Annotated in this window: 25 protein-coding genes and 1 tRNA gene; 12 read left to right on the top strand and 14 right to left on the bottom strand. The window is 34.1% G+C overall.

Annotated elements, in window-relative coordinates; all coding sequences use genetic code 11:
- Positions 1-136 precede the first annotated feature (136 nt).
- The 4 genes from B6258_RS18060 (at position 137) to lpxL (ending at position 3,509) form a co-directional block, all read left to right on the top strand.
- Positions 137-283: a hypothetical protein gene (locus tag B6258_RS18060; RefSeq protein ID WP_164996153.1), complete on the top strand. Its 147-nt coding sequence runs from the start codon at positions 137-139 to the stop codon at positions 281-283.
- A 361-nt stretch (positions 284-644) separates the two neighbouring features.
- Positions 645-1,502, top strand: a complete 858-nt coding sequence (locus B6258_RS08850; protein ID WP_099074953.1) for an alpha/beta fold hydrolase — start codon at positions 645-647, stop codon at positions 1,500-1,502.
- Positions 1,503-1,897: 395 nt separating this feature from the next.
- The gene (gene cspE, locus B6258_RS08845) at positions 1,898-2,110 is read left to right on the top strand and encodes a transcription antiterminator/RNA stability regulator CspE (RefSeq protein ID WP_006537332.1); all 213 of its coding nucleotides are present in this window, start codon (positions 1,898-1,900) and stop codon (positions 2,108-2,110) included.
- Between the two features lie 469 nt (positions 2,111-2,579).
- Entirely contained in the window at positions 2,580-3,509 is a 930-nt protein-coding gene (lpxL, locus tag B6258_RS08840) for an LpxL/LpxP family Kdo(2)-lipid IV(A) lauroyl/palmitoleoyl acyltransferase (RefSeq protein WP_099074952.1), read from the top strand.
- Between the two features lie 442 nt (positions 3,510-3,951).
- Here the strand turns inward: lpxL and B6258_RS08835 are convergent, their stop codons facing one another.
- The 3 genes from B6258_RS08835 to B6258_RS18055 all read right to left on the bottom strand — a co-directional run bounded on the left by B6258_RS08835 (position 3,952) and on the right by B6258_RS18055 (position 7,381).
- Positions 3,952-4,266, bottom strand: coding sequence for a hypothetical protein (locus B6258_RS08835; RefSeq protein ID WP_099074951.1), 315 nt, complete (start codon positions 4,264-4,266; stop codon positions 3,952-3,954).
- A 1,143-nt stretch (positions 4,267-5,409) separates the two neighbouring features.
- Complete coding sequence (locus tag B6258_RS08830; RefSeq protein WP_099074950.1) at positions 5,410-6,831, bottom strand: SMI1/KNR4 family protein; 1,422 nt, start codon at positions 6,829-6,831, stop codon at positions 5,410-5,412.
- Positions 6,832-7,219: 388 nt separating this feature from the next.
- Positions 7,220-7,381 carry a hypothetical protein gene (locus B6258_RS18055; protein WP_164996152.1) on the bottom strand — a complete coding sequence of 54 codons (162 nt, stop codon included), beginning with the start codon at positions 7,379-7,381 and terminating at the stop codon, positions 7,220-7,222.
- 220 nt (positions 7,382-7,601) lie between these two features.
- Here B6258_RS18055 and B6258_RS08825 point away from each other — a divergent pair, with 220 nt between their 5' ends.
- Positions 7,602-8,537: a 5'-nucleotidase gene (locus B6258_RS08825; RefSeq protein ID WP_099074949.1), complete on the top strand. Its 936-nt coding sequence runs from the start codon at positions 7,602-7,604 to the stop codon at positions 8,535-8,537.
- A gap of 220 nt (positions 8,538-8,757) precedes the next feature.
- The gene (locus tag B6258_RS08820) at positions 8,758-8,937 is read left to right on the top strand and encodes a hypothetical protein (RefSeq protein WP_099074948.1); all 180 of its coding nucleotides are present in this window, start codon (positions 8,758-8,760) and stop codon (positions 8,935-8,937) included.
- Between the two features lie 143 nt (positions 8,938-9,080).
- On the opposite strand, the gene B6258_RS08815 is transcribed toward B6258_RS08820, so the two are convergent.
- The 5 genes from B6258_RS08815 to B6258_RS08795 form a co-directional block, all read right to left on the bottom strand.
- Positions 9,081-9,596 (bottom strand): DUF1543 domain-containing protein, encoded by a 516-nt coding sequence (locus tag B6258_RS08815; protein WP_099074947.1) that lies wholly within the window; start codon positions 9,594-9,596, stop codon positions 9,081-9,083.
- 194 nt (positions 9,597-9,790) lie between these two features.
- Entirely contained in the window at positions 9,791-10,309 is a 519-nt protein-coding gene (locus B6258_RS08810) for a ClbS/DfsB family four-helix bundle protein (protein ID WP_099074946.1), read from the bottom strand.
- 508 nt (positions 10,310-10,817) lie between these two features.
- A tRNA-Pro gene (locus tag B6258_RS08805) sits at positions 10,818-10,894 on the bottom strand.
- Positions 10,895-10,980: 86 nt separating this feature from the next.
- A complete protein-coding gene (gene yejM, locus B6258_RS08800) occupies positions 10,981-12,717 on the bottom strand; it encodes an LPS biosynthesis-modulating metalloenzyme YejM (RefSeq protein WP_099074945.1) in 1,737 nt (578 codons plus the stop codon).
- A 26-nt stretch (positions 12,718-12,743) separates the two neighbouring features.
- The gene (locus B6258_RS08795) at positions 12,744-12,971 is read right to left on the bottom strand and encodes a YejL family protein (RefSeq protein WP_004247042.1); all 228 of its coding nucleotides are present in this window, start codon (positions 12,969-12,971) and stop codon (positions 12,744-12,746) included.
- Positions 12,972-13,126: 155 nt separating this feature from the next.
- On the opposite strand from B6258_RS08795, the gene yejK reads away from it, so the two are divergent.
- Complete coding sequence (gene yejK, locus B6258_RS08790) at positions 13,127-14,131, top strand: nucleoid-associated protein YejK (RefSeq protein WP_099074944.1); 1,005 nt, start codon at positions 13,127-13,129, stop codon at positions 14,129-14,131.
- Between the two features lie 83 nt (positions 14,132-14,214).
- Here yejK and rplY read toward each other — a convergent pair whose 3' ends face one another.
- Entirely contained in the window at positions 14,215-14,499 is a 285-nt protein-coding gene (gene rplY, locus B6258_RS08785) for a 50S ribosomal protein L25 (protein ID WP_023581385.1), read from the bottom strand.
- Positions 14,500-14,643: 144 nt separating this feature from the next.
- Positions 14,644-16,407: a DNA repair helicase RadD gene (gene radD, locus B6258_RS08780; protein WP_099074943.1), complete on the bottom strand. Its 1,764-nt coding sequence runs from the start codon at positions 16,405-16,407 to the stop codon at positions 14,644-14,646.
- Positions 16,408-16,588: 181 nt separating this feature from the next.
- Between radD and rsuA the strand changes: the two genes are divergently transcribed.
- From rsuA to B6258_RS08765, 3 genes are all read left to right on the top strand, one after another.
- The gene (gene rsuA, locus B6258_RS08775) at positions 16,589-17,293 is read left to right on the top strand and encodes a 16S rRNA pseudouridine(516) synthase RsuA (RefSeq protein ID WP_099074942.1); all 705 of its coding nucleotides are present in this window, start codon (positions 16,589-16,591) and stop codon (positions 17,291-17,293) included.
- Between the two features lie 37 nt (positions 17,294-17,330).
- Positions 17,331-18,515 (top strand): Bcr/CflA family multidrug efflux MFS transporter, encoded by a 1,185-nt coding sequence (locus tag B6258_RS08770; protein WP_240531561.1) that lies wholly within the window; start codon positions 17,331-17,333, stop codon positions 18,513-18,515.
- Positions 18,516-19,035: 520 nt separating this feature from the next.
- Positions 19,036-19,383, top strand: a complete 348-nt coding sequence (locus tag B6258_RS08765) for a YejG family protein (RefSeq protein ID WP_069368284.1) — start codon at positions 19,036-19,038, stop codon at positions 19,381-19,383.
- Positions 19,384-19,510: 127 nt separating this feature from the next.
- On the opposite strand, the gene mepS is transcribed toward B6258_RS08765, so the two are convergent.
- Together mepS and B6258_RS08755 are read right to left on the bottom strand one after the other, a co-directional pair.
- Positions 19,511-20,125, bottom strand: coding sequence for a bifunctional murein DD-endopeptidase/murein LD-carboxypeptidase (mepS, locus tag B6258_RS08760; RefSeq protein WP_099074940.1), 615 nt, complete (start codon positions 20,123-20,125; stop codon positions 19,511-19,513).
- Positions 20,126-20,469: 344 nt separating this feature from the next.
- Positions 20,470-21,195, bottom strand: a complete 726-nt coding sequence (locus B6258_RS08755; RefSeq protein ID WP_099074939.1) for a phosphatase PAP2 family protein — start codon at positions 21,193-21,195, stop codon at positions 20,470-20,472.
- Between the two features lie 347 nt (positions 21,196-21,542).
- Between B6258_RS08755 and B6258_RS08750 the strand changes: the two genes are divergently transcribed.
- Together B6258_RS08750 and B6258_RS08745 are read left to right on the top strand one after the other, a co-directional pair.
- Positions 21,543-21,854 carry a hypothetical protein gene (locus B6258_RS08750; protein ID WP_099074938.1) on the top strand — a complete coding sequence of 104 codons (312 nt, stop codon included), beginning with the start codon at positions 21,543-21,545 and terminating at the stop codon, positions 21,852-21,854.
- Positions 21,855-22,120: 266 nt separating this feature from the next.
- A complete protein-coding gene (locus B6258_RS08745) occupies positions 22,121-22,450 on the top strand; it encodes a hypothetical protein (protein WP_099074937.1) in 330 nt (109 codons plus the stop codon).
- A 146-nt stretch (positions 22,451-22,596) separates the two neighbouring features.
- Here the strand turns inward: B6258_RS08745 and yeiP are convergent, their stop codons facing one another.
- A complete protein-coding gene (yeiP, locus tag B6258_RS08740) occupies positions 22,597-23,169 on the bottom strand; it encodes an elongation factor P-like protein YeiP (RefSeq protein ID WP_088493223.1) in 573 nt (190 codons plus the stop codon).
- 161 nt (positions 23,170-23,330) lie between these two features.
- The gene (gene mtr / locus B6258_RS08735; RefSeq protein ID WP_099074936.1) at positions 23,331-24,572 is read right to left on the bottom strand and encodes a tryptophan permease; all 1,242 of its coding nucleotides are present in this window, start codon (positions 24,570-24,572) and stop codon (positions 23,331-23,333) included.
- Between the last annotated feature and the right edge of the window lie 127 nt (positions 24,573-24,699).

Below are 24,699 nucleotides of genomic sequence, written 5' to 3'. Positions count from 1 at the left end.
TCAAATTAAAATAGCTATATATATTTTTAGTTTCAATAAAATGCGGAGATGTCCTATTTTATCTTTATCGGTGGGATATGTTGAGGCAATGGCCGTTTTAAAGGATTATCGTCGACAAAGAATAGGTAAATAATTAATGACTCAAGCAAATGGTATTATCAAGTCTTGTTATCAGCTTGGGCTGCTTTCGGTTTCAGAGAAGGGAGTGCCACTATCTTCTCTGTTAGGATGGCGTAAGCGAGAAGGTAAGCTCTTTGAATTAAACCATGGTGTTTACAAATAAACAGAGGGAGATGATGAAGGTATTATGGCATTGAGTACCATAAATGAAATAGATTTAACTTCGTCATTATATTGTGACTTTCGCAGTGGCGATCAATGATAGCTCTCTTACCTATTACGGCTAATTCGATTATACTAAAATAATATAGTATTAAATTTACTCATTTTTATTTTAAAAAAACAAAAAATAAATTTCGGTTTATTCATTTGTTTGCAACGAAAAAAATTTATTGCGAGTTCATATGAAGTCTTATCCTTAGCTAGTCTCAACATTAATTTTTAAATGCAAAACTTAAAAATAGACATTGCTATCCAAATTGGCAGGTAATGTATTATCAAAAATTAATAAAAGACAAAATCTAATGAAAATTAAAAACTCAAGAAAATATCATGTATCATTACCAGATAATAGAATTTTAACGTGGTATGAATCAGGTCCTGAGCAAGGTAAACCTGTATTATTTTGCACTGGTGCAGGTATGAGCGGTTTATTAGGAGTAGAAGTTGACCTCTTAAATAAGCTTAATATTCGGTTGATCACACCCACTCGTCCAGGATTAGGCGATTCCACTTTTGATCCTCAAAAATCGTTAAAATCTTTTTCTAAAGATATTTTATTTTTATTAGACCATCTTCGTATTAAAAGTATTAATGTAATGGGATTTTCACAAGGCGCTGTTTTTGCTATGGCTCTTTGTGTTTATTGTCATGTTGATAAATTACTTATTGTCGCAGGACAAGATCAATTTGATTACCCAGATACACAAAATAAACTAACAGATGATGTTGTTAATATGTATCGTCAAGCTGTTGGATCACCTGATTCGTTAACCAGTTGGATTAAGCAAAATATAACAGCCAAGTGGTTAATGGATTTTATTCTAAATGACAGTGCTGATGTTGATTTGGCTATTTATAAATCAATTGACTTTCTCCCTGTTTATCAAGAATGTATGGTAGAAGCCTTTAAACAAGGCAATGATGGATACACTCAAGATTTGCTGATTGCATTGCAACCTTGGGGATTTTCACCTGAAGAAATAAAGACACCAACAACCTTATGGTATGGAATGAAAGATACCAGTACAGTTCATTCTCCGGACTTTGGCGATTTACTATTTCAACGTTTTCCTAATGCTGAGCGACATTTATGGCCAGAAGAAGGTGGTTCATTGCTATGGACGAAAACAGAAGAAATTTTATTAGAACTCGCTGATTAAGGTGATGTAGTACATTAATGATAGAGTAGATACTGGTCATCTTAAAAAATAACAGTATCTACTTTTTTATTCATGTTCTTAAATTAAAATAATGAGATAGGTGAAATAGATAATTATTTTTATTTTGTAACTATGTTCTAATTTGGTGTGTGAAAAGTTTTTTTAAAATAAAGATGAAAATAATTTGCTATAAACCGAATTATATGACTTAATAGCGCCACTGGTTTGGAAGTACAGACCTATTTATGTTAGTGCAGTTTTAAGTAGTTCACCGTTTAGCGTTATCCCTGATACCTCTTCGTTGCGAATTCCTTCAAATAGTGACCATAAGTAAAAATCCGAAATCAAACCGCAAACAATGCCTTATGGCAAAATAATTAATTAAAGGAAATCTTATGTCTAATACAATGACTGGTACAGTAAAATGGTTTAACGATGATAAAGGTTTTGGCTTTATCACTCCTAAAGACGGTAGCAAAGACGTATTCGTACACTTTTCAGCGATCCAAAGCGATAGCTTCAAATCTCTGAAAGAAGGTCAAGAAGTGTCATTTTCTATCGAAAATGGCGCTAAAGGTCCAGCAGCAGCGAACGTAATCGCTCTGTAATCTATCGAGCTGTTATTACTGTGTCTATATTGCTTAATGCAATATCGATACAAGTAAGATCTAAAAACCTCACTTCGGTGGGGTTTTTTTATATCAAATTCTAGTATTATTTAAATTTAAAGTATATTTAGTAAAGCGTATAAAAAATAATATTATTAAAGTTATGTAAGTATTTAATGTAAATTATTTTAAATTATAGAAAGTTATTTACTTTAATGCCTAATAATTTTTACAGAGAAATAAATTATTAGATAAATAAATTTTTATAATGGCAAAATAAAGGCGTTAAGATATTGCCTTCTCAATCAAAAGAAAGAAAAAATTTTTATTAGAATAAAAAGATATCAGATAAATCATAAAAAAATAATTTAAGATAAAAATTAAATTAATATTTAATGACTTATTTTAAACAATTGCTGTCTAATTCAATGTAGCTTAAATGCTTTTTTAGTTCCTAGAGGACAAACTTGTGTACGCGAAAAATATTTTTTCATTGCATCTATTACATCCAAAATATTTCTTAACTTGGTTTGGTGTCTTTATTCTTTTTTTATTAGTACAACTTCCTTATTCTTGGTTACTTTTTTTAGGTAAACATCTTGGGTTGTTATCTCGTTTTTTTGTCAAAAGAAGAGTCTCGATAATAAAGAAAAATTTAGAATTATGTTTCCCTAATAAAGATGAAAATGAAATTAACAAGCTTGTTATGGATAATTTATCGTCACTGGGTGTCGCATTGTTTGAAACGGGAATGGCATGGTTTTGGAGTGATCGCCGATTAAAAAATCTCTTTGAAGTACAAGGGATCTCCAATTTTACTGATGCAAATGATAAAAAAGCTGGAATTTTACTAATTGGTATACACTCTATGTCACTAGAGCTGGGCGGGCGCATTATGGGGCTTTGTTTTCCTGTGAATGCGATGTATAGACCACATAATAATAAAGCGATGGAGTTTATCCAAACTAAAGCAAGATGTCGATCAGATAAGGGCATGATAGATAGACGTAACTTAAAGTTTATGGTTATGGAGTTAAAAAAAGGGAAAGCAATTTGGTTTGCTCCTGATCAAGACTTTGGTTTAAAAGGTACAACATTTTCTCCATTCTTCTCTGTTGAAAAAACATCAACATCAAAAGGAGTGGCTATATTAGCAAAATTATCAGGGGCACCTTCTTTAACGGTTACTTTGGTCAGAAATGAAAATCAGAAAGGCAAAAAGTACAGTTTAATCATTGGTAAAGAACTGATTAATTATCCTTCTGAAGATATTCAAAATGATACAGATAGAATGAATAAGTTGATTGAAACAGAAATTATGCGAGCTCCAGATCAATATTTATGGGCTCACCGTCGTTTTAAAACTCGACCAGCAGGTGAAGCTAGTTTTTATAATTAATTATTATATAAAAAAAGACCAACACATTATGTGTTGGTCACAGTAAATACTGGAAGCAATGTGAGCAATGTCGTTGTGAAAAACCAAGTAAAATACTCAACTATTCACAAGGTAAAAGATAATCATTATCAATTAACTTGTCAACCCTAAGATTTATATGGATTTAGAAGATAAAGATAGGGATATAAAGCAAAGATAAAAAAGATAAGAAGATAAAAAAATAAGAAGATAAGCAATTTTATAAATAAGTTAAAACAGAGTTAGCAGATATAGAGGTAAATTATATCTGCCTAATATATTATAACCATAATAGAAAATACCATTTATATAGCAATGAATTCTAATTCTTGGAAAATATATACTCATTATTTAATAATAAATATTATTTCTATTGAATAGAGATTAATTTTTATTAAAAATATAGGGTTTTAAAGTGACTAGATTAGTTGTATGCGATATCCATTATTCCTACATTTTCTTTGATCCAATTTATGCTCATTGAACCTTTATTTTCACCTAATTGAGCATTAAACGTTTTATTGGGTTCGATTTTATGTAAAGTTTCTTCCATTTCAGTTCCATTCCAGCAATTTGTTGAAAAAGTATTTCCTATTGAGTTGGTCATACAATTACCCTCTACAATTGAACCTGTAAATGTAATGGTTCCTGAACCAATTACTTTATTATTATTATTTGCCATAGTTGAGGCTGATAATAAAAGTGCTAAACAAGTTCCAATAATAAAATTCTTTTTCATTCTATATTCCTTAAATATTTTTTATCTGTTTAATTTTTTTATTTGTTATTCTCTGTACGATGAATAAATATCTTTTTTGTACCAAGTTGATGGAAGGAATATTAGAGAAAATAAATATATCATTCTGTAAAAAATCTTGATGGTTAATGACAGATAGATAAAGATTTATGAATGATTCTATGAATTTTTTAGTACTACGTTATTTATATAAATTGACTAATAATAATTTAACCACTTGAAATTTAATGGTTAAATTTATTTTTGAGTGCTTCTGTTAATAAGCTAATTTTTTCTGATATTAGTTAAGTTGCTTGATTTTTGAGTGATACATTTTGTCGTTAAAATAGAAAACTTATAAAATGAGTAATTTCAGAGTTCAAATAAACTTGTCAAAATATTACAATAAAATGATTATTAAGAATAAAAAATCATCTTTATTCGATTATTTTTAAATTGATAGGGTTGAACTTGAAATTTCAGGGAACCAAATTACAGGTGAGATAATTTATATTTATGCATGAAATTTGAAAAGTAGTGAATACTTGAAAAATAAAAACACTAAAAATAATTTGAAAGTATTCGATATGGAAATAGGAATGAACAGAATAATAAGAGTGCTATAACATGTTTTCGCTATGGGAAAAGATATAAAAGCACGTTTAGTTTAAAAACAGTGAGAGTTTAGTGATTGGCCTCTTAAGAGGATAATTTAGATAAAAAAAGCCCCGCACAAAGCGGGGAGAAAATTAAATATCTATCATTGATGAAATACTAAAAACAATAGTAAGGGAAAAAAAGATATCAATCTGTAACAAACTTTAAAAAGAAATAATAAGAATAAGTGTAGAATTAGAGTGATTCTCTAAGGAGATAAAAATTTTTTAAGTTTTTTTATTTAACTGATTGATTTTATTTGCTTAAAATTTTACTTAACAGTAAGGTTAAATGATGCAAACTAAAACCACCTTGGTTTAACTATAAAGTTTGCATACATTTAGTTGAAAATCTTAATAATTTACTTCATTGGCTAGAATAACAATGTGAATATTTATAATGATATTGGAATTAAAAAGAGACAATAATAAGGGATAATTATTGCCTATCTAGAGTAAATAAAAGAAAAAACGTTTATTTATCTGTTAGTTACCATTTGGTTACATCAATTTCATTATTCCGATATACCTTTGCAATATAAGAAGAGATATTGTTGCGTATATAAGGGGTTTTTTCTTTGGGATACATTTTCCAAGCTTGTTGTAAATAAGGTAACAACTCACTATCGATGTAATTTGAGCTAGATAATGCTTGAATTGCACCTAAGCTGATCTCTTCATTTTCAGAGATTGCGAGTTCATAAAATGCTGATGTTTTATCTTTTAAATTAACATCATGAGAAGCTGCATAAATTGCACTTCTTATTATTTCTACGTTTGGGTGAGTAAAAAATGGTTGAAAATCTTCAACTAAAACAGCTTTTAATTCAGTCAAAGAGTAACCGATAAAACGCAATGTATCTTCGCTGTTCGTTGATTTAAGAATTGGAAAAAGGTTATCTTTGAAAAGAGAACATTGATCTCTATATTTAAAGTAAATAATAGGAATAACAATATCTGTTTTTTCATCAAATGGGGCAACTAAAGCTTGCTGAATATAAGGCAGTGCTTGTTTTTTAAAATAGGTGGCTAAAACATTTAATGAAACTTTATATAACTCAATATCTTCAGTTTGTAGCTGTTGCTCTAAAAAATATAAGCTGTTGTTGGATAATTTAGGTAACTTAGTTAATGAGTTGATAGCACTAATTTTTTTTGTAATATCTTCATTGTTTTTGGCAAAATCAAGTAACGTTTCTTCATTACCTCCCATTCGATGACCAAACCAGCTTGTGTCATAGCCTAAAATCACTTCATCTAACCAACGTTCGTACCATTGTGTAAATGAAGTTTCATAGGAAAATGTGTAAGGAGTATCTGAATTAACCCAATCGGATGTATATAAAATATGGCCTTTATATTTACCATTAACCACTAATAAAAGATCGTATTCGCATCCACAAGTACCTAAATAAAGCGTACCTTGATGAACTCTATCGCAAATAATATCGAAGTCTTCATTACTACAGTCTTCGGGAACATAACAAAGTGTTTTCCACTCATCGATATCCATTTTAGGCTTAAGTAAGCAGGGTAATGCACAATTTTGTACACCATTTCGATCTATTGCGTCATCAAAAGCATATAGGCCATAGTAAGGACCCGCACCACCATAAGAGCCTGTACCACCATTGCCAATTTGAGTTATAAAGGCGATATAATCTTCAGGAAATTCACATCCTGCTTTTGCTTGTAGCTGATTAACTTTTTCTACTGAGAGTGGAGAATTTAGTTGATATTTATGATTATCAGCACCAAATTCTTTATATTCGTGATCAATACTGGCTACTAGTGCTAATTTTCTACGGATACGCTCAATAGGATTATCTGCATATTTTTTATTAAGTTGTTCCCATTGCTGCTCTGGCGTTAGCTCTTTATTTTTTCCAATGATGGTGGAAATAAAACCCATAATTTAAAATCCCTATTGACGATATGGTTTAATTATAATGTGGTTATTTCATGATTCTTTTTTAGATAATGATACCCAAATATAACATTATTATCTTGTGTTAAATTCACTATAAACTATTTTAGCTTCAACAAGATAATAGTATTTTGAAGGAAAGAATGTCTTTCATTTTGGGTTAAGTAGAGTATGGGGAAATGCAGATAAAAAAAGACCAACGCTAGGAGAGTTGGTCAATAAATACTAGAAGCAATGTGAGCAATGTCGTTGTGAAAAACCAAGTAAAATACTCAACTATTCACAAGTTAAAAGATAATCATTATCATTTGATATGTCAACCCTATGAAGACTACGGTTACTATTTATTCACACTAAAAGCCAACAAATTATCTTATTTTACAGAGACCAAAGTTGGAATTTTATTATTAATAACAACAAGATCACTATTTTCTGATTTAGTGTTTATTGTATTTTTAACAGCATTCATTTTTTTCATTTTATTGACTAAATCTTTAAAGTGCTGGGAGCGTAAATGTATCGTTTTCTTAACCATGAGCTTTCTCCTTATGAGCGGTAGTCATAACAATAATAAGGATATTCTTTAAATGCAAATGATAATCAATATCGATTATTGTGTGGGTTGATGATAAAGTGCTTATGGGTAAGTAAATACTACGATTTTATCTGCTTTTTTTGTATAAGTTTTCTTATCTTCACTCTCTTAAAAGAGTGATATTATGAATAATAAAAGGAACTAACAGGGAATTTTGGCGATGGCATATGATTTAACGAAGAGATTAGTCATAGGACTTTCCTCTAGTGCTTTATTTGATTTAGAAGAATCAGATAATATTTTTCGCACTCAAGGGGAGGAAGGTTATCGAAAATATCAACATAAGATGCAGGATGTGGCTTTGAATAAAGGCGTTGCATTTCCTTTTATTAGTCGGCTTTTGAAGCTAAATAGCATTAGACCTAACGATCCACTCGTTGAAGTTATTTTGTTATCCAGAAATGATCCGGATACTGGGTTAAGAGTAATGAATTCTATTGAACACTATAAGTTAGGGATCACCAGAGCTGTATTTCTTCAAGGAAAATCGCCTCATATTTATATTCCAGCATTTGATATTGAATTATTTTTATCTGCTGATCATGACGATGTTTTACAAGCAATTAATGCTAATTATCCAGCAGGGCAGATATTAGCAGGTCATGTTAATGATGATGACGCCGATGAATTAAGAATTGCGTTTGACTTTGATGGTGTGCTTGCTGATGATGAAGCTGAAATTATTTATAAAACTTCAGGTGAGTTGTCTCAATTTCATAATCATGAAGCTAAAATGGTTAATGTCCCCCATAATCCTGGACCATTAAAAAAATTCTTACTACGTATTTCTGATATTCAAAAATTGGAATTAGAAAAAGTAAAACAGGATCCTACATATATTCCATTACTTAAGATCTCTATTGTTACTGCGCGCAATGCACCATCTCATAAACGTGTTATTAACACGATGAGGGCATGGGGAATTTCTGTTAATGAAGCCTTTTTTATGGGGGGAGTAGAGAAAGCCAATGTTTTAAGAATTCTAAAACCACATATATTCTTTGATGACCAAAAGCTGCATTTAAAATCATCATCTGAACTACCTTCTGTGCATATTCCTTTTGGAATAACGAATAGAAAAATAGATAATAAATAATAATTTTTTAATAAGTTGAGTGTCTTATATATAGCATACACTCAATTTTTCTTTTGTCTAATTATGTTTTTTCTTTAATTTAAATAATAACCCTATTAGGAGTTTGAACTATTTTATAAAAGTAGTATGGCATTAAATAATTACTTTAAAATTATAAATGATAAATATTTATAATTAACTACAAGAGGTCTAAATTTTTATTTAAATAAGGATAATTGAAGTGGATAATAATCATAGATTTTTTTCTGACGATGTGTGTCCTAAAACTGCATTATATGGTCAATTTTATGGTGATAATCACTATGCAGGCCGAGATTATGAGCGAAAAATATATTATGGAAATAAATTCCCAAAAACTAAAAAAGGATTTTATTTTAAGAAACTAATGAATTTTAAATAATAAAAATAACAAGAAAGTAATATGAAGTTATTTTAAATAGAGGTGTCAATGTTGTTTAAACTGATACATATTTAAAAATAAATTGATGATTGCGTAACTTATAAAATTTACCACGCTGAAGAATAACAGCGCAGTAAAAATAATTATTGAGTCTTTTCAACACCAATAGGTTGATAACCCTGCCATAAAGGTTTGAAATGTTCACCCGAATTATTTGGTATTAGATGAATGTAATAATCGTCGATTTTGCTCAATAAAATGCAATCATCAACATCTTTTAAATTGTCTTTATGCTGTTGCTGACTATTTACTAAAAGCGTTGCAATCGCTCTCTCTTTCGCTTCATTTGCTGATTTAGCAACAAATAAATCAAATTCATGTAGTTCAGCTAGATTTGATGGATGATAGCCTCCTACATTAACAAAATATAAATTCTCGTTACTATCGCTAGGCTTATCGCTAAGAGTAATATTAAATCCATCAACCCAAGTGATTTCTGCATAACCATCTATATGTACTTTATCTTTATCTCCAAACCATGCATCTCTTAACGCCGGCCAAGCATCTGTAGGTTTTTCTGCCACAACAAATTGGACATCGTGAACTTCAATATTTGACTTACCGGCATTACCACCAATGTAGAACATAAATAACTTCATGGCTTCTCCAACTTTTTATTTTGTTATCGATATGTAATCTATTATATAGCCATTTGAGGAGCAAGTGTAAAATGAGACGATAGATAAGCTCATAAGCATGAATCTTGAGTATTAGTACTTAATTATAAAGACCTACTTTATAGTTATAATGGTGATCTGTTTTTAAATACTGCGGGTAATTTTGATGTTGATACTTACTTTAAATTAATATTATTATTTCTTGCCCATTTTCTTAATCTTCCATTAGCGTTGGCATAAGGTGAAGATGTATTAAATGAGATCATCCGACCCATCGTCCATTTTGTATACCATGGTTTACCATACAAAATATCATCAGTTCGCTCATCAATAAGCGTCACAATTTCATTTTTCACAGTCTGAAGTTCAGCTACTAACGAGTCATAATTTAACTCACTGTAATCTGAGTAAAATTTTTGAGCAAGAAGACCAAGTTGGTTCCACTTATAACCAGTGTCTGGAAAATCGACAGGTAAACCTTTAGCATCAGTGTGGATCCATTTTACAACAAGAGAATTCCATCCAAGCAAATATGAAACAAGATCACGAACACTCATTACTGTTCCTTTAGCGTGGCCATCCATTGAGCGTTCCGAAGTCATTTCTGAGGGGATAGCATCAAGATAACTAATTAGTTTATTGAAATTTTTATCAATAGCTAAAAGTAGTTCAACTTTTGTTTGTGGTACGCTCATAAGGAATTCCATCTCATTAAAATAGAGAGTCCATAAAGGACTGTGTTGTGTCTGAAAACCAATTAATTATGTACTATTCATCATAACAGGGGAAGATCCTCTATCAGTTATGATCTCCGACTTGTGTACGATGAGAGCATCTGAATTTGCATTTAATGATATTCGGTCAAAAAAGTAAAATATCAGCTTTAATATATTAATTTTTAAATCTAATTGCTTGACTATTCACTGCTGATTTCAACTGATCACCATAGTTATAGCTTATTAAAAAAGAGTGAGAGCCCGTGTTGATAGACACCTGACTCAGATAGTCGCCTTTGATTGTTGGTAGGTATATATGACATTAATAAATTTGAGGGTAATTATAGCATAGAAGCAGGACTAGAATTGAGCTCTAACTAGGGTAAATCTGATGGGGGTTTTACACCAGTTTTACACCAGTATTACACCAAGTAAATTTCAGACATAAAAAAACCAACCGTAAGCGGTTGGTTTTTCTAAGGATATTTGGTCGGCATGATAGGATTTGAACCTACGACCCCCGACACCCCATGACGGTGCGCTACCAGGCTGCGCTACATGCCGTTTGTGCCCTGTATATTACTGTTTTTGACTGCTAAAGCAACCCCTTGCTAATTAAGTGACGTAATTTTATACGTCACTTAATAATGCTAGCGTTCAATAAAACGTTTTTGCTCAGCCAGAACTTGTAGTAATAATTTTAAATCAGGTTTTGCAGAGTTGATCTCTTGTCCTGATTTATCAAATAAAGCATACCGACCATGCTTATCTATCAACAAGGTATTATCTTGTAAAAAGACGACAAACGCCTCTTCATCACCTGTAAAAATCCATGGGTGATTTCGAGTGCTTGCGAATAAATCTTCACCTTGTGAATAGTTATCTGTTGGACTAATGACATGTAAAACATGCTGCATCAAGGTTGTCATAACGTCTTGATGGCTTGTCATGCGATCAATAATCTGTGGCGTCATATTTGGCCAATGTATCATCAATGGTACTTGTGACTGGCTTAAATTAAAGGTGCTCTTATCTGAAAGCCATTGATTAATCTGTTTCTTATCGTTGTCTTGATGATAGCTTGAAGTGATAACTACAACAGTATTATCCAGCACTTTGGTTTCTTGTAATGTCTTAAATATTGTCTCTAGTTGAGCATTTAATGTGGCGCGTTGAGACGCATTATTGGTGTGACCATTAATTTGTAAGAAAGAGAACCAAGGCGCTGTTTGGCTGTTTTTGGCTAACCAATTATTCCAACTATCAATTGTGGCATTGTTATCACCACTACGTGATGTTGGGAGTGAGAAATCTGATAGTACAGCTTGTTTAAACAGTGGTGTTTGGAAACCATTGGTTGAGAACATGGCTAGTTGGTAGTTTCGATAACTTAACGCATCGAAAAGAGCAGAGTTTTTTCTGCTACTTAATACACTGTCTAAATAAGAAGGTGAAATACCATAAAATAGGCCAAATAATGCAGAATCATTATTAATGCCTGATGAGTAATGGTTTGAAAAATAAAGATTATTTTGCGCAAATTGTTGCAAGCTTGGTAATTCAGGTATTTCTTCTTTACCTAAACCATCAATGACAACCACCAGCAAGTTATAAGAATAGGTATCTTTGGCATAGATTAATGGAGCAAGGGGGTAAGTGATACCTTGTGCTGCTGGATTACCCTCACTGATAACACGTTGCTCATATTCTGATTGATTAATAAAACCATGGCGTTCAAGGAATTTACGCGCCGTCATTGGATACGATAACGGTAAATTAGCTCGTTGCATGGTAATTGGGCGATAGAAGTTAGCATCAGCCCAAATTGACATAGAGTGAGATAATATAAAGCAAGTAATAAAGACACTGGCTAAGGGTTTACCCCAACGTTGACGATTTAAGCTGCGTAATTTTTGCCAACTCCATGTTGCAAAAAGCATTTCAATAAGAAAGATGATGGGAATGCCAATAAAGATAAGTTGCCATTCACGCGCCATTTCACCTTCATCTGGATTAATCACAAGATCCCAAACAAGTTGGGTTAAATGGAGTTGAAATTGCTGGTAAACGGCGATATCAAAAATAAGGATAGTTAATCCAGCGCTGGCAAGGGCACAGGAAATAACTCTAAGTAGCCGTTGAGAAACAGCAACGAAGGTGAGAGGGAAAAGGATGAGTATATAAATAGCAAAGACAATAAAACTAAAATGTCCCATCCAACTCACAATAGCGTAAAAACGACCAGCAAAAGTTGCAGGCCAATCAGAAATAAACAGGTAACGGCTTCCAAGCAGTAAGCTTAGAATAATATTAAATAGCGCAAACCAGTGACCCCAACTGATCATTTGGGATACTTTTTCACGATAGGACTGAGGTCTCGTTACCATGTCTATAAATAATTTTTCTGTGTTTATTAGTGAATATTGCCTTCATCAATTGAAGCACGCAATGCGTGAACAAAAGAATCAGCAATCAGCATTCGTTGAGCAGGGGCAATACTTGTATTAATTAAGTTTGTCACCATGTTCCCCAACACCATCAAAGAAAGATCTGTAGGAGTATGATGTTTTTCAAGAACACTAACAAGTTCTGCAAGTAATTGCTCAACTTGTTCATCACTATAACGGGATTTTTGTGGCATAAAATCTGAATTCCTACTAAATGAATAAAACGCTATATATTACCGTATTACTAGGCCTTTTTCCGCTATTAAATTAATTAATTTTCCCTTGATACTGAAAGTAGGGAGTGTTTGAATACGCGCACGAGAAAGAGACGCAATAGAAGAGGACGACCATGAGTCTAGATATTAACCAATTAGTTTTGCATCAACTTATTAAGCGAGATGAGCAGACATTAGAAGTTGTGCTACGTGATTCACTCTTAGAAATTGAACCCGTTGTTCAGGAGATGATTGAAGAGTTGCATCGTGTATACAGTGCAAAAAGTAAAGCTTATGGTCTGTTTAATGAAGAAAGCGAATTGGCAGAAGCGCTGCGCTTACAACGTAAAGGTGAAGAGAACTTTTTAGGTTTTTCACGCGCCGCAACCGTAAGACTAAAAGATGAATTAGCAAAATACCCTTTTGCAGAAGGTGGCACCGTTCTATTTTGTCACTATCGTTATTTAGCGGTGGATTATCTTTTAATTGCGGTACTGAGTAGTTGTAACAGTATGTGGGTAAATGACAGCCTTGATGTGTCATCAACACGCTATTTAGATATTCCTCATGCCGATATTATTGCTCGTATTGATTTAACTGAGTGGGAAACGGCTCCCGACTCTTTACGTTATTTAACGTTTTTAAAAGGTCGTGTTGGACGTAAAGTTTCTGATTTCTTCATGGACTTTTTAGGTGCTCAAGAAGGTTTAAACGCGAAAGTTCAAAATAAAGGCTTATTACAGGCGGTTGACGATTTTTGTGAGGCCTCAGAAATGGGCAAGCAAGAACGTCAAACTTGTCGTGAACAAGTCTATAGCTATTGTAACGAGCAATTACAATCAGGCGAAGAAATTGCCTTAACAGAGCTTGCTGAAGAATTACCGTCTTTGGGTGATCAAAACTTTGCTCAATTCACGGAAGAAAAAGGCTATGAATTAGCTGAAACATTCCCAGCAGATCGCAGTACATTACGTCAACTGATGAAGTACTCAGGAAGTGGTGGTGGATTAACCGTGAATTTTGATGCGAAATTATTAGGGGAGAGAATATTCTGGGATCCTGCAACAGATACGCTCACGATTAAAGGCACTCCGCCTAATTTACGTGATCAGCTACAGCGTAGAGCATCAGAAAAATAATTAAACAGTAGAAACAAATAACGCCACATTAAGTGGCGTTATATGCTCGGCGTCCCGAAAAATAAAGCTCGAAGGGTGGCTTATTAAGCGCGCAGGAAGTCGATATGAGTAATTTTTGGTTTATACTCGTGACGTTGCACTGCTTTAACTTTAACTTTAGTTTCTTTACCATCGATAACCAGGTTTACGAAATCTGAATAGAATTCTGATTTGTGTTCTTGGTTGATAACTTCGTTGTGATCTAAATCGATAGCGATTGGCTCTTCATTTCCGCCATAAACGATAGCAGGAAAACGGTTAGCCACACGCAGGCGGCGGCTCGCACCCTTACCCTGCTCTTTACGTACAGTTGCTTTGATAGTTAACATCTTTTTTCTCTTATAAAAAAGAAAGAAAATACATACTTGTTACAGGCGACCCAGCAACAAGCTCGAGATTTGGTTTATCTAAAAATAGATAAAGCGGGGCGCATTTTAACGAAAAAGTCCTCTAACAGCAAATATAAATCCAGATTAATACAAGGTATCTGCTTTTCGGTAGCGACCTACATAGTCAAAAATCTTATTTCTTATCTTCCAGAAGCTCTCTTTTTTACCTTTGTGGGCGACAATAAAGTCGGGATGACGTAACAAATCAAACTGTTTAATAATATCGTTGGCATTATGCCAAACAAAAGGGACGCCCGGTGCGCGTTGATGTTCACGTAAAAATTTCAATTCAAATACTTTTCGTTGAGCGGGTGTTGTTAGTCGAAAACGTTCAGAGACAGAAGTGCCTTCTTCATCGTAATAATTAATTTCTAACCATTCACCTTTAACATCATTTCCTGATTTAAATTGCATCCCACCACAGCGTAGAACTAATGCCCCTTTGAGTTTTAATGCTGCTTTGAGCATATCATCGGGATCAACCAAGATCTCATCACAATGAACGCAACGACGTGCTGCAATATCATTTTCTTCATTACAGTGAGGGCATAATTTAAAGCGGAAACGAAATTCACATTGCTGTTTTTGCCCTTGTTCATTGAGGTCCCAACCTTGGCAACGGCGGCCATAGTGCTCAATGATATCCCCATCAGCATCTACCATGCCCCAAAAGGTATTGGCAAATTGGCAAATAGGACAAAAAACTTGTACTGGCTTACTATTTGGATTGGGTTTTTTAGTACCAACTTCGGGTAGATAGAGATCATGAGGATTACCTGCATAATCTAAAATCAGGCATTCTGTTTTTCCTGCAAATAATCTTAATCCTCGTCCTACAATTTGCTGGTATAAACTTACAGACTCAGTAGGGCGTAAGATAGCGATTAAATCAACATGAGGTGCATCAAAACCTGTTGTTAGTACGGCAACATTAACCATATAACGTAATTGTTGCTGTTTAAAACGGGAAATAAGATCATCACGTTCATAAGAGGGTGTATCCGCACTGACTAATGCTGCTTCATCTTGTGGTAAAAGAGAAAGGATCTCTTTTGCATGTTCAACTGTCGCTGCAAATATCATTACACCTCGGCAATTTTTTGCATATTCAATAATTTGAGCAACAATATGAGGCGTAATACGTTTTTGTCTCTTTATTTCACGGTTGAGATCTTCTTCGTTAAATATCCCATTTTGACTTGTTCTTACTTGGCTAAAATCATATTGCAATATAGGCATATCTAGGCGAGTTGGTGGAACTAAAAAATGGTTGCTTATCATATAGCGCAAAGGCAATTCATAGATACAATCACGGAAAAAGCAGTCTTCATCGCCTCTGATCATACCGTGATAATGATATTGATAAATCCAACCGGTAGGTAAACGATAAGGTGTTGCCGTTAATCCTAAGATCCGTAATTGTGGATTGATGGATTGCAATTGTTTAATGACTTGCTGGTATTGGCTATCTTTAGACAAACTAATGCGATGGCATTCATCAATAATAAGAAGAGAAAAAGTATCACTAAACTGTGATAAATTACGGGCCACAGATTGCACACTACCAAAAACAACTTTTCCGCTACTCTCTTTTTGTTGTAAGCCTGCTGCAAAGATATCCGCAGATAGACCATAGGCCTCATATTTGCTATGGTTCTGTTCTACTAATTCTTTTACGTGTGCTAGCACCAATACACGTCCGCGCGCTCTTTTAGCGAGTTCTGCAATCACTAAACTTTTTCCTGCGCCAGTAGGTAATACAATTACCGCAGGTGTATTGTGTTGGCGAAAATAAGAGATTGTCGCGTTAACCGCGTCAAGTTGATAAGGTCTGAGTGTAAAAGCCATAACTCTACATAAGAAATAAAACAGGGCGTCAGCGTAACATTTTTTTATGGATAGCGCGAATAAGGGGGGAGTAAAGAGCGTGATAGTTTATTTATAAATTAATTAGTTGTTTTATTGTTAATATTCATTTTTAATAGATGCCTCATATCAGATGGTATTCTTCCATTTTTCAGAGAAATTCATGCGATTAGATAAATTTTTATCCCAGCAATTGGGTATTAGCCGTAGCTTAATCCTTCGTGAATTAAGAGCAGGGCTTGTAACAATTGATGGTGAAATGGTGAAAAGCGGTTCAACCAAAATTGCACCAGAGCAAGAAGTAGCTTACGACGGTAATGTCTTAACGCAAATTTTAGGGCCTCGTTACTTTATGTTGAATAAGCCAATCGGCTATGTATGTTCAACAGACGATCCTGTTAATCCAACTATACTCTATTTTATTGATGAACCTTTGGCACATAAATTACATGCTGCTGGGCGTTTAGATATTGATACAACAGGGCTTGTTTTATTAACAGATAATGGTCAATGGTCACATCGTATTACGGCACCAAAGCATCATTGTGAGAAAACCTATCTGGTTACGTTAGAAGAGCCGATTGGAGAGGGTGTTGCTGAACAATTCCAAAAAGGTGTTCAACTCAACGGTGAAAAAGATCTAACAAAACCAGCCACGTTAGAAATTATGACGCCAACAGAAGTTAAGCTCACTATTAGTGAAGGCAAATATCACCAAGTAAAACGTATGTTTGCAGCAGTAGGTAATCATGTAAGTGCATTACATCGTGAACGTATTGGGGATATTACATTAGATGAGACTTTAGCTGAGGGCGAATATCGTCCATTAACAGAAGAAGAGATCAACAGCATTCACCTACCTCAATAATTATTATTCATCCTGTCGTTTTTGGGAGTTTATCTGCGTGCAACAGCAACGTTCGTCGTACCTTAGTCTCATTTTAATACTGGGACTTATTTCCATGCTTATGCCATTGGCTATAGATATGTATTTGCCGAGTTTACCCACTATTGCACAAGATTTTGGTGTACCTAGTGGCAAAGTGCAAATGACATTAAGTATCTATATTTTCGGCTTTGCGATTGGGCAATTAGTCTATGGTCCTATGGCGGATAGCTTGGGACGTAAGCCTGTCATTTTGGGCGGCGTAATTGTTTTTGCTTTTGCCTCTAGTGCATGTGCCTTATCTGAATCAATAGATATGTTGATTGGCATGCGTTTTTTACATGGTTTTGCAGCTGCTGCGGCCAGTGTTGTGATTAATGCATTGATGAGAGATATGTTCTCTAGAGATGACTTCTCTAGAAGTATGTCTTTTGTTGCACTTGTTATGACTATCGCACCGTTATTAGCGCCACTACTAGGTGCTTGGGTGATGCATTGGTTTTCATGGCATGCTATTTTCTGGAGTATCGCGATAGCCGCTGTGATTGCATCTGCATTAATTGCTTTTTATATTCCAGAAACATTACCCAAAGAGCGCCGTCAACGCTTTAGCTTAAGAGTGACATTTAGCCAATTTATTAGTCTGTTTAGAACACGTCGTGTCCTTTGCTATATTTTGGCTTCAGGTTTTTCTTTTGCTGGCATGTTTTCATTCCTTAGTGCAGGCCCTTTTGTTTACATCGAATTACATGGTATTCCATTTGATCAATTTGGATTATATTTTGGTTTTAACATCATCTTCTTAATTGTGATGACAAGCATTAATGGGCGATATGTTCGTCGATTTGGTGCGTTGAATATGTTACGCCTAGGATTAACTATTCAATGTATTATGGGGATCTTTTTATTGCTGGTGGTTGCTCTTAATTTACATTTCTATTTCCTTGTTGTGGGCGTAGCAATGTATGTGGGAGGGATCGCGATGATCACATCGAATGCGATGGCCGTTATTCTTGATGATTATCCTCATATGGCAGGGACAGTTTCTTCTCTCGCAGGAACAGTACGTTTTGGTGTTGGTGCTTTAGTTGGAACAGCTATTGCTATGCTGCCAGCAAAATCAGAATGGCCGATGGTAAGCTCTATGGCATTTTGTGTACTGTTCGCTATGGGGTTTATTTTGCTTGCTCGTCGTTATAAATAAGAATATCACGCTATAAATGATAGAAATTTATAGCGTGCTCCTCTTCTCCGGCCTCTGTTTCCTCTAAAAATGCCACATTTTCCTCTGCTGTATTTCATGAATCGTTTCAAATTAGTGCGATTTTTTGATTTAAATCAATACTCAATGTTGTTTTTTTGTTAAATTAAGTAAAATTTATTTTAATGATCATCTATTATTGTTTTGTTGATATGAAGTATCGTGATAAAAATTGATGGATTGTTTTACTTGAATGCGTAATATTTTATACAATTATTTTATATGGTTGATAAAGTGTTAAATAAATGAAAGAATAATTGAAGAGATTAAGCATTGCAGACATGAATCTCTGCAAACACTAAGCTAAATGAATGGTTTGATACGTCTCTTCGCTTTTTTTGTAAAGCAATTGTAATATTCATGTTCTATAATTAACAAAGTTCTAATATGCGTGTGAGCAAGTCAGTTCAAACTCGTATTGATGATGTATTAAATTAACGTGTTGATGAAACAGGATTGATTTGTGGATAATGTACAACTTTCGGTAGTTCATAAGCTGCCGCTGAGTTATCGGTGGCTAGCAGGCTTTGCAGGCACAAGAGTAGAAATACTGCCTGAAAATGATGCTGGAAAGCAAAATACACTGATTGGCTTAAAATTATTAAGTCATGATGGTATGACACTGGATGAAGCAATACAGAATTTGCGTCAGTATCTGAGTAATCTCCATATTGATAGCGTTGTGATTGAGTGGGATGGCACTCCTTGTCTTTTCCTTCATAGCGACGATGAATGTGCTGCATTATGTTGCTTAAAAAACGCGGGTGTCGCTATTGCTGAGCCATTCCCAACGGCATATTCTTATTTGTAGCAACGAGCTAATGTTATAAAACCAACGTAGTTACTGTACGGTTTAAGCATGATCAAGAATACAAAAAAAGCCTCATTATTTTTATTTAATGAGGCTTTTTTATTGCAATAAGATATAAGGGAATTAATTATCTTAATACATTTTGCGAAAGGTTGTTTTCTACAAGTACGGCGTCATTTTTATCAATAACACGTCTTGCAGCATAAAAACGTTTATTCCAGTAGGTATTAGACATTTCTGACACTGTTACACCATTGCTGGTGGATGCATGCACAAATTTATCATTACCGATATAAATTCCAACATGACGCATAGTGCGCCCTGTTTTGAATAGAACGAGATCGCCTGCTTGTAATTTTGATTTATTAACCTGAGTACCTGAGAACTGTTGATCTGAGGTTGAGCGAGGGAGTTCTACACCGAATTGATCAAGGAAGGTTCTTTGTACAAAGGCCGAACAATCGATGCCTTTTTTAGTATCTCCGCCTAAACGATAAGCGACGCCTTTCCAGTCTGCATATTGGTCAAGTATCTTAGATTTTATATCGAGATTCTTCACCAATGATTCAAATTCATCTTGTGATGCTTGGGAAATAGATGTGCTTGATGATGTATTAAGTGGGGTGGTGCTTGAATTCGCTAAGCGTGAATTTGCGTTCTGTGAGCTACATGCTGATAGCGTAGCTACAACAATGAACGCCGGTATGAGCTTGAGCATTCTCATATACGGTTTTGTTCTCATTGTGACAGATTTCCCTTACATCCTTACGTGCAGAAGCGCACATGAATTATTCACCAAATAACCAGAGAATATAGTGTAATTTAACTCTGGCAACCCTATTTCGCGAAAAACGTGCTCTAAAGCACGTAAATGTCCACATTAAACAATAAATAATGTGGAAACCAGAAAAGTGTACAGAAAGAGGAACTAAATGGCGAGAGAAAAGAGGCTTAATTTACAAAACATTAGATAATAAAGTGCTAATACTTAAAATAGATCTCATTTTGTCATAATAATATCATTTAACTGTTAAAAAAATGACCAAAAGAATAAGCGCAAGATTACACTTATTCTCTTTTAATAAATTAGATGTGTTTTCCCTTATATTTTTTAAAAGGAAGATATTTCTCTAATTGTCTGACAATAACATCAGATAATGGTGTAATTAACAACCAACTTGTTGTAATCAAAGTTAATGAAATAGAACCCACCAATATATCTGATGCCCAGTGTGCACCAGCCATAATTCTTGGTAATGAAAATACGAAAGTAATAAGTAGAGCACATAAGAAAGAACGAAACGAGAGATAACGTAATATAAAGCTACAGAAAATAAGTAGCATTAAACCATGATCGCCAGGGAAGCTATCACCGGAGGCATCTTTTGTAGGGATCCCTGTCACAATGCCTACTCTATGCACATCTTGAAAATGAAGTGTTGGGCTTGGTCTTTCAATTGGAATATTTTGTCCAATTTGATTAATGAGCACAGCACTTATTACCATCACTAATCCCACAATGACAAGATGGCGTTTGCCCATATAATCTTTTTTACGGAATGTATTGTAATAAAGCGCGCCCATCGCCAGTAAAATAACCAAATCAAACTTTCTATTATTGATATAAGCCACAAAAGAGGCAAAAAAAGTATCGGGTAAAATGTGCTGATTAAAAAAATAAAAAATATGGGTATCAATTGATAGCCAAAATCCATGTTGCGCTGGAAGATACCAAGAGAAAAAAATAATTAGGCCTGCAAGATTAAGTAGAAAGATAGCCAATGCTTTTTGGTAAAAATTAGAAAGTTTCATAGTAATAACATGACAAATTTTGCGTGTATTTGGTGATCTAGATCACAATAAGTTTAAGTTTGATTATAGGACTATAACCAAAATAAAAAAATAGATCTTTGCAATTTGCTGGCTATGTAAATGTTATACTTTGGTTTCATTTCTGTTAGATTTTTTCATGCCTACTTAACTCAAATTTAGAATATTTTTTCTTGATACTCGAAATTTGAGTATTATATAATTTTTTTCTATTCTTTAATTAAAGATAAAAGTTAAATAAATAAAGTAACAAGCCGATATTAGTTAGGACTTTAATAACATATTGGCTTGTGGAATTTATACACCCAATAATCATAGGAGATTAGTTTTTGAATAAATTTTATATTACAGCTACATGCCTAGCTTTATTATTAAGTACATCTACTTTTGCTAAGGAAAATAAAGTCATTGGTTCCGGAACTATCACTTTTGTTGGTGCAATTGTTGAGGGCAATTGTCTAATGGATACAGAGAAAAACACTTTTAAAACAAGTTGTTGGAATGGTAGTGAAATGCAGGAATCTCAATATCAGTTAGAAAGGAATAAGCACTTTAACACTAAATTGATTAACAACAAAGGTTCTATGGATATTAAATGGATTAATGACAATTTAGCTGTAATGAACATTGTTTATAATTAATTTCCCATAGATCTAATAATAAAAGTAATTGTATTAATTAAATAAAATTTTAATGCTTTTATAGAACTGTTATTGAAGTTAAAAATATTTGACTTAAGTTTAATCAACGTTGATTTCTTATTTATAAACATCGAACACTTATATTTGATAGACATCAAATATTCTTCTTATGTCTATATAAATGTCATATTTTATTGCTATGATGAAAATATGTCGGGTAGGTGTGATCCCCATGCCTGCTAGCGCAAACAAGAAGTGAGGTCGTTATGAGAAAATATCTGACCGTAGTATGCAGTCTTCTCGTTTCCAGTTCGATATCATTAGCTTGGGCATCTGATCCCATGCAAACAACAGGGCAGATTTATCTGCGGGGTGCGATTGTGGATCCTGCATGTGAGATGAATTTCACATTTGATAAAGCTGAATACCAATGTTACAAACACAACAAAGTGTTTACATCTACTCAATCTATTGTTTCTGCGTCTTTTGATAAATCCCAACAAACGATTATTTTGCCTCAAGATATGGGCAAGGCTGAGATCCGTTGGATGGATGATACCCAAAAGAATGGTGTTATTGACGTTCAGTATTTTTAAGGCGTCTGTGGGCAGATAGAGGTAGGCAACAAGAGATAAACAAGTCAAATAATCGTTTGTCACATTGGGTTTCTTACGATTATCTGACCTATTTAAAGCAACATTAGCGATACGTTAAGCTAATGAGTAGGGTTTTTGACTGTTGATTAGTCAGCTCGGCCCATATAGCGACGTTCAGCAATATGAATACGAACTTTATCGCCAGTAGAAAGGTATTCAGGAACCTGAATAACTAACCCTGTGGGTAATGTTGCAGGTTTAGTACGAGCACTTGCTGAAGCGCCTTTAATACCTGGAACTGTTTCAACAATTTCCATATCAACAGTTTGTGGCAGTTCTAATGCTAAAACTTGACCATCCATTGTTAATACTTGCATTCCCGCTAAGCCTTCTTCAGGAATAAACAGCAATTCATCTTCAATTTGATCTTTTTTGAAGGTATACGGTGTGTAATCTTCATTATCCATAAAGATATATTCATCACCATCAATGTAAGAAAAGCTTACAGCACGACGCGTTAAGCTGATGGTATCAATCATATCATCACCTTTAAAACGCTCTTCTACTTTCTGGCCTGTACGGATATCAGTAAAACGCATTTTGTACAGTGTACTTGCACCACGAGCACTTGGTGCTTGGATGTCGATATCTTTTACCAACAATAATTTGTTGTTATAACTAACAGCCATACCACGTTTAATTTCATTGGCTTTTGCCATATAAAACCTTCCATTAAATAACATTGACGATAATGGCGACAAAATTACTCGCAGTGCAGAAACTTGGCAAGTTATTCGCACATTTTTTTATAAGATTTGATGAAAAAATAAAGCCAGCTCAAGTATGGACTGGCTTTAGATACTCGCTTTAAGCAGAGAAATTAACGGTAGATAGGAAGAAGATTAAAGTTTGCTAAAATATGCGCACTAGCATTGATAACACCAAATAAAATGACGAAGCCAATCATAAACATACCACCAGGCGCTTTAAAGCTTTGACTTTGATTACGCTCACGACTCGCTTTTGCCATTAATGCTGGAATAATCGCAGCCCAAATGGTTGCTGCCAGCCCTGCAAAACCAATGGCATATAAGAAACCATCAGGAAAAATAATCGCCAAAATAGTTGGAGGTATAAACGTTACTAATGCAGATTTTAATCGACCACTTCCTGTATTTGAAAACTTAAAGAAGTCGGCTAAATAATCGAATAATCCTAATGACACGCCTAAGAATGAACTTGCTAATGCCATATAAGAGAATAAATCTAATAACATTGATACTGAGGCATTGGCGGTTGTTGAACGCATCTGTGCTAATAAGTTACCAATATTCCCACCATCAGCAATCACTTGCTTGAAACCTTCACGAGGAATATTACCTTGTACAACAAACTGCCATAAAATATAAATCGCCAGTGAAATCAATGTACCAATAAGCAAGCTTTTCATGACAGCTTTACCATCTTTACGATAATACGTCACTAAGCCTGGAATATTGCCGTGATAACCAAATGAGGTTAGCAAATAAGGCAATGCGGCTAAAGCATAAGGTAAGTAGCTTGCATTGCTTTCATTGGTGTTAAATAACACAGGCATTTTTACTTCCGTAAATAGGCCACCAATGGCTAACACAAAGGCAATTACCATACCGCCAATTAAAATGGTGCTTAATCTATCCACTGCGCGTGTTGATAACCAAACAAAGAAAGCCACAATTAATGCAAAGACTAAACCTGCAATCGCTTGAGGAACGCTGATCACCTCTGCAAAGTTTTGCACAATAATGGAGCTACCTGCAGAAATATAAGCGTAAGTTAAAATATAAAGAACAAACGCAATGGATAGTCCATTAATAGTACTCCAGCCTTTTCCTAATAAATCTTTGGTAATGGTATGAAAACTTGAGCCTAAAGGATAATGAAGGTTCACTTCTAAAATCATTAACCCAGACATAAATAAACAAAACCAAGTGTAGATCAGAAGAAAAATAGAACCGGTAAACCAGACACCGGAAGTCACAATAGGAATGGAAAACATGCCTGCACCCACAGCGGTGCCAGCAATGATCATTGCACCACCAAGTATGGATGGGCGCTTTGTTATTGATGTGACTTCTGACATAAGATGTCCTTATATAATTGACTCAATGTACTAGCTTGATGGTGTAAAGAATACACGTTTGCTATAAAGGTGTAAATAGAGGTTATTGTGCTTTATAAAAGAAAAAAGTGAGTGAAAATAATACAGT

The organism is Proteus alimentorum (genome assembly GCF_002607735.1).
Classification (GTDB): domain Bacteria; phylum Pseudomonadota; class Gammaproteobacteria; order Enterobacterales; family Enterobacteriaceae; genus Proteus; species Proteus alimentorum.
This window is presented reverse-complemented; position numbering and strand designations above follow the sequence as displayed.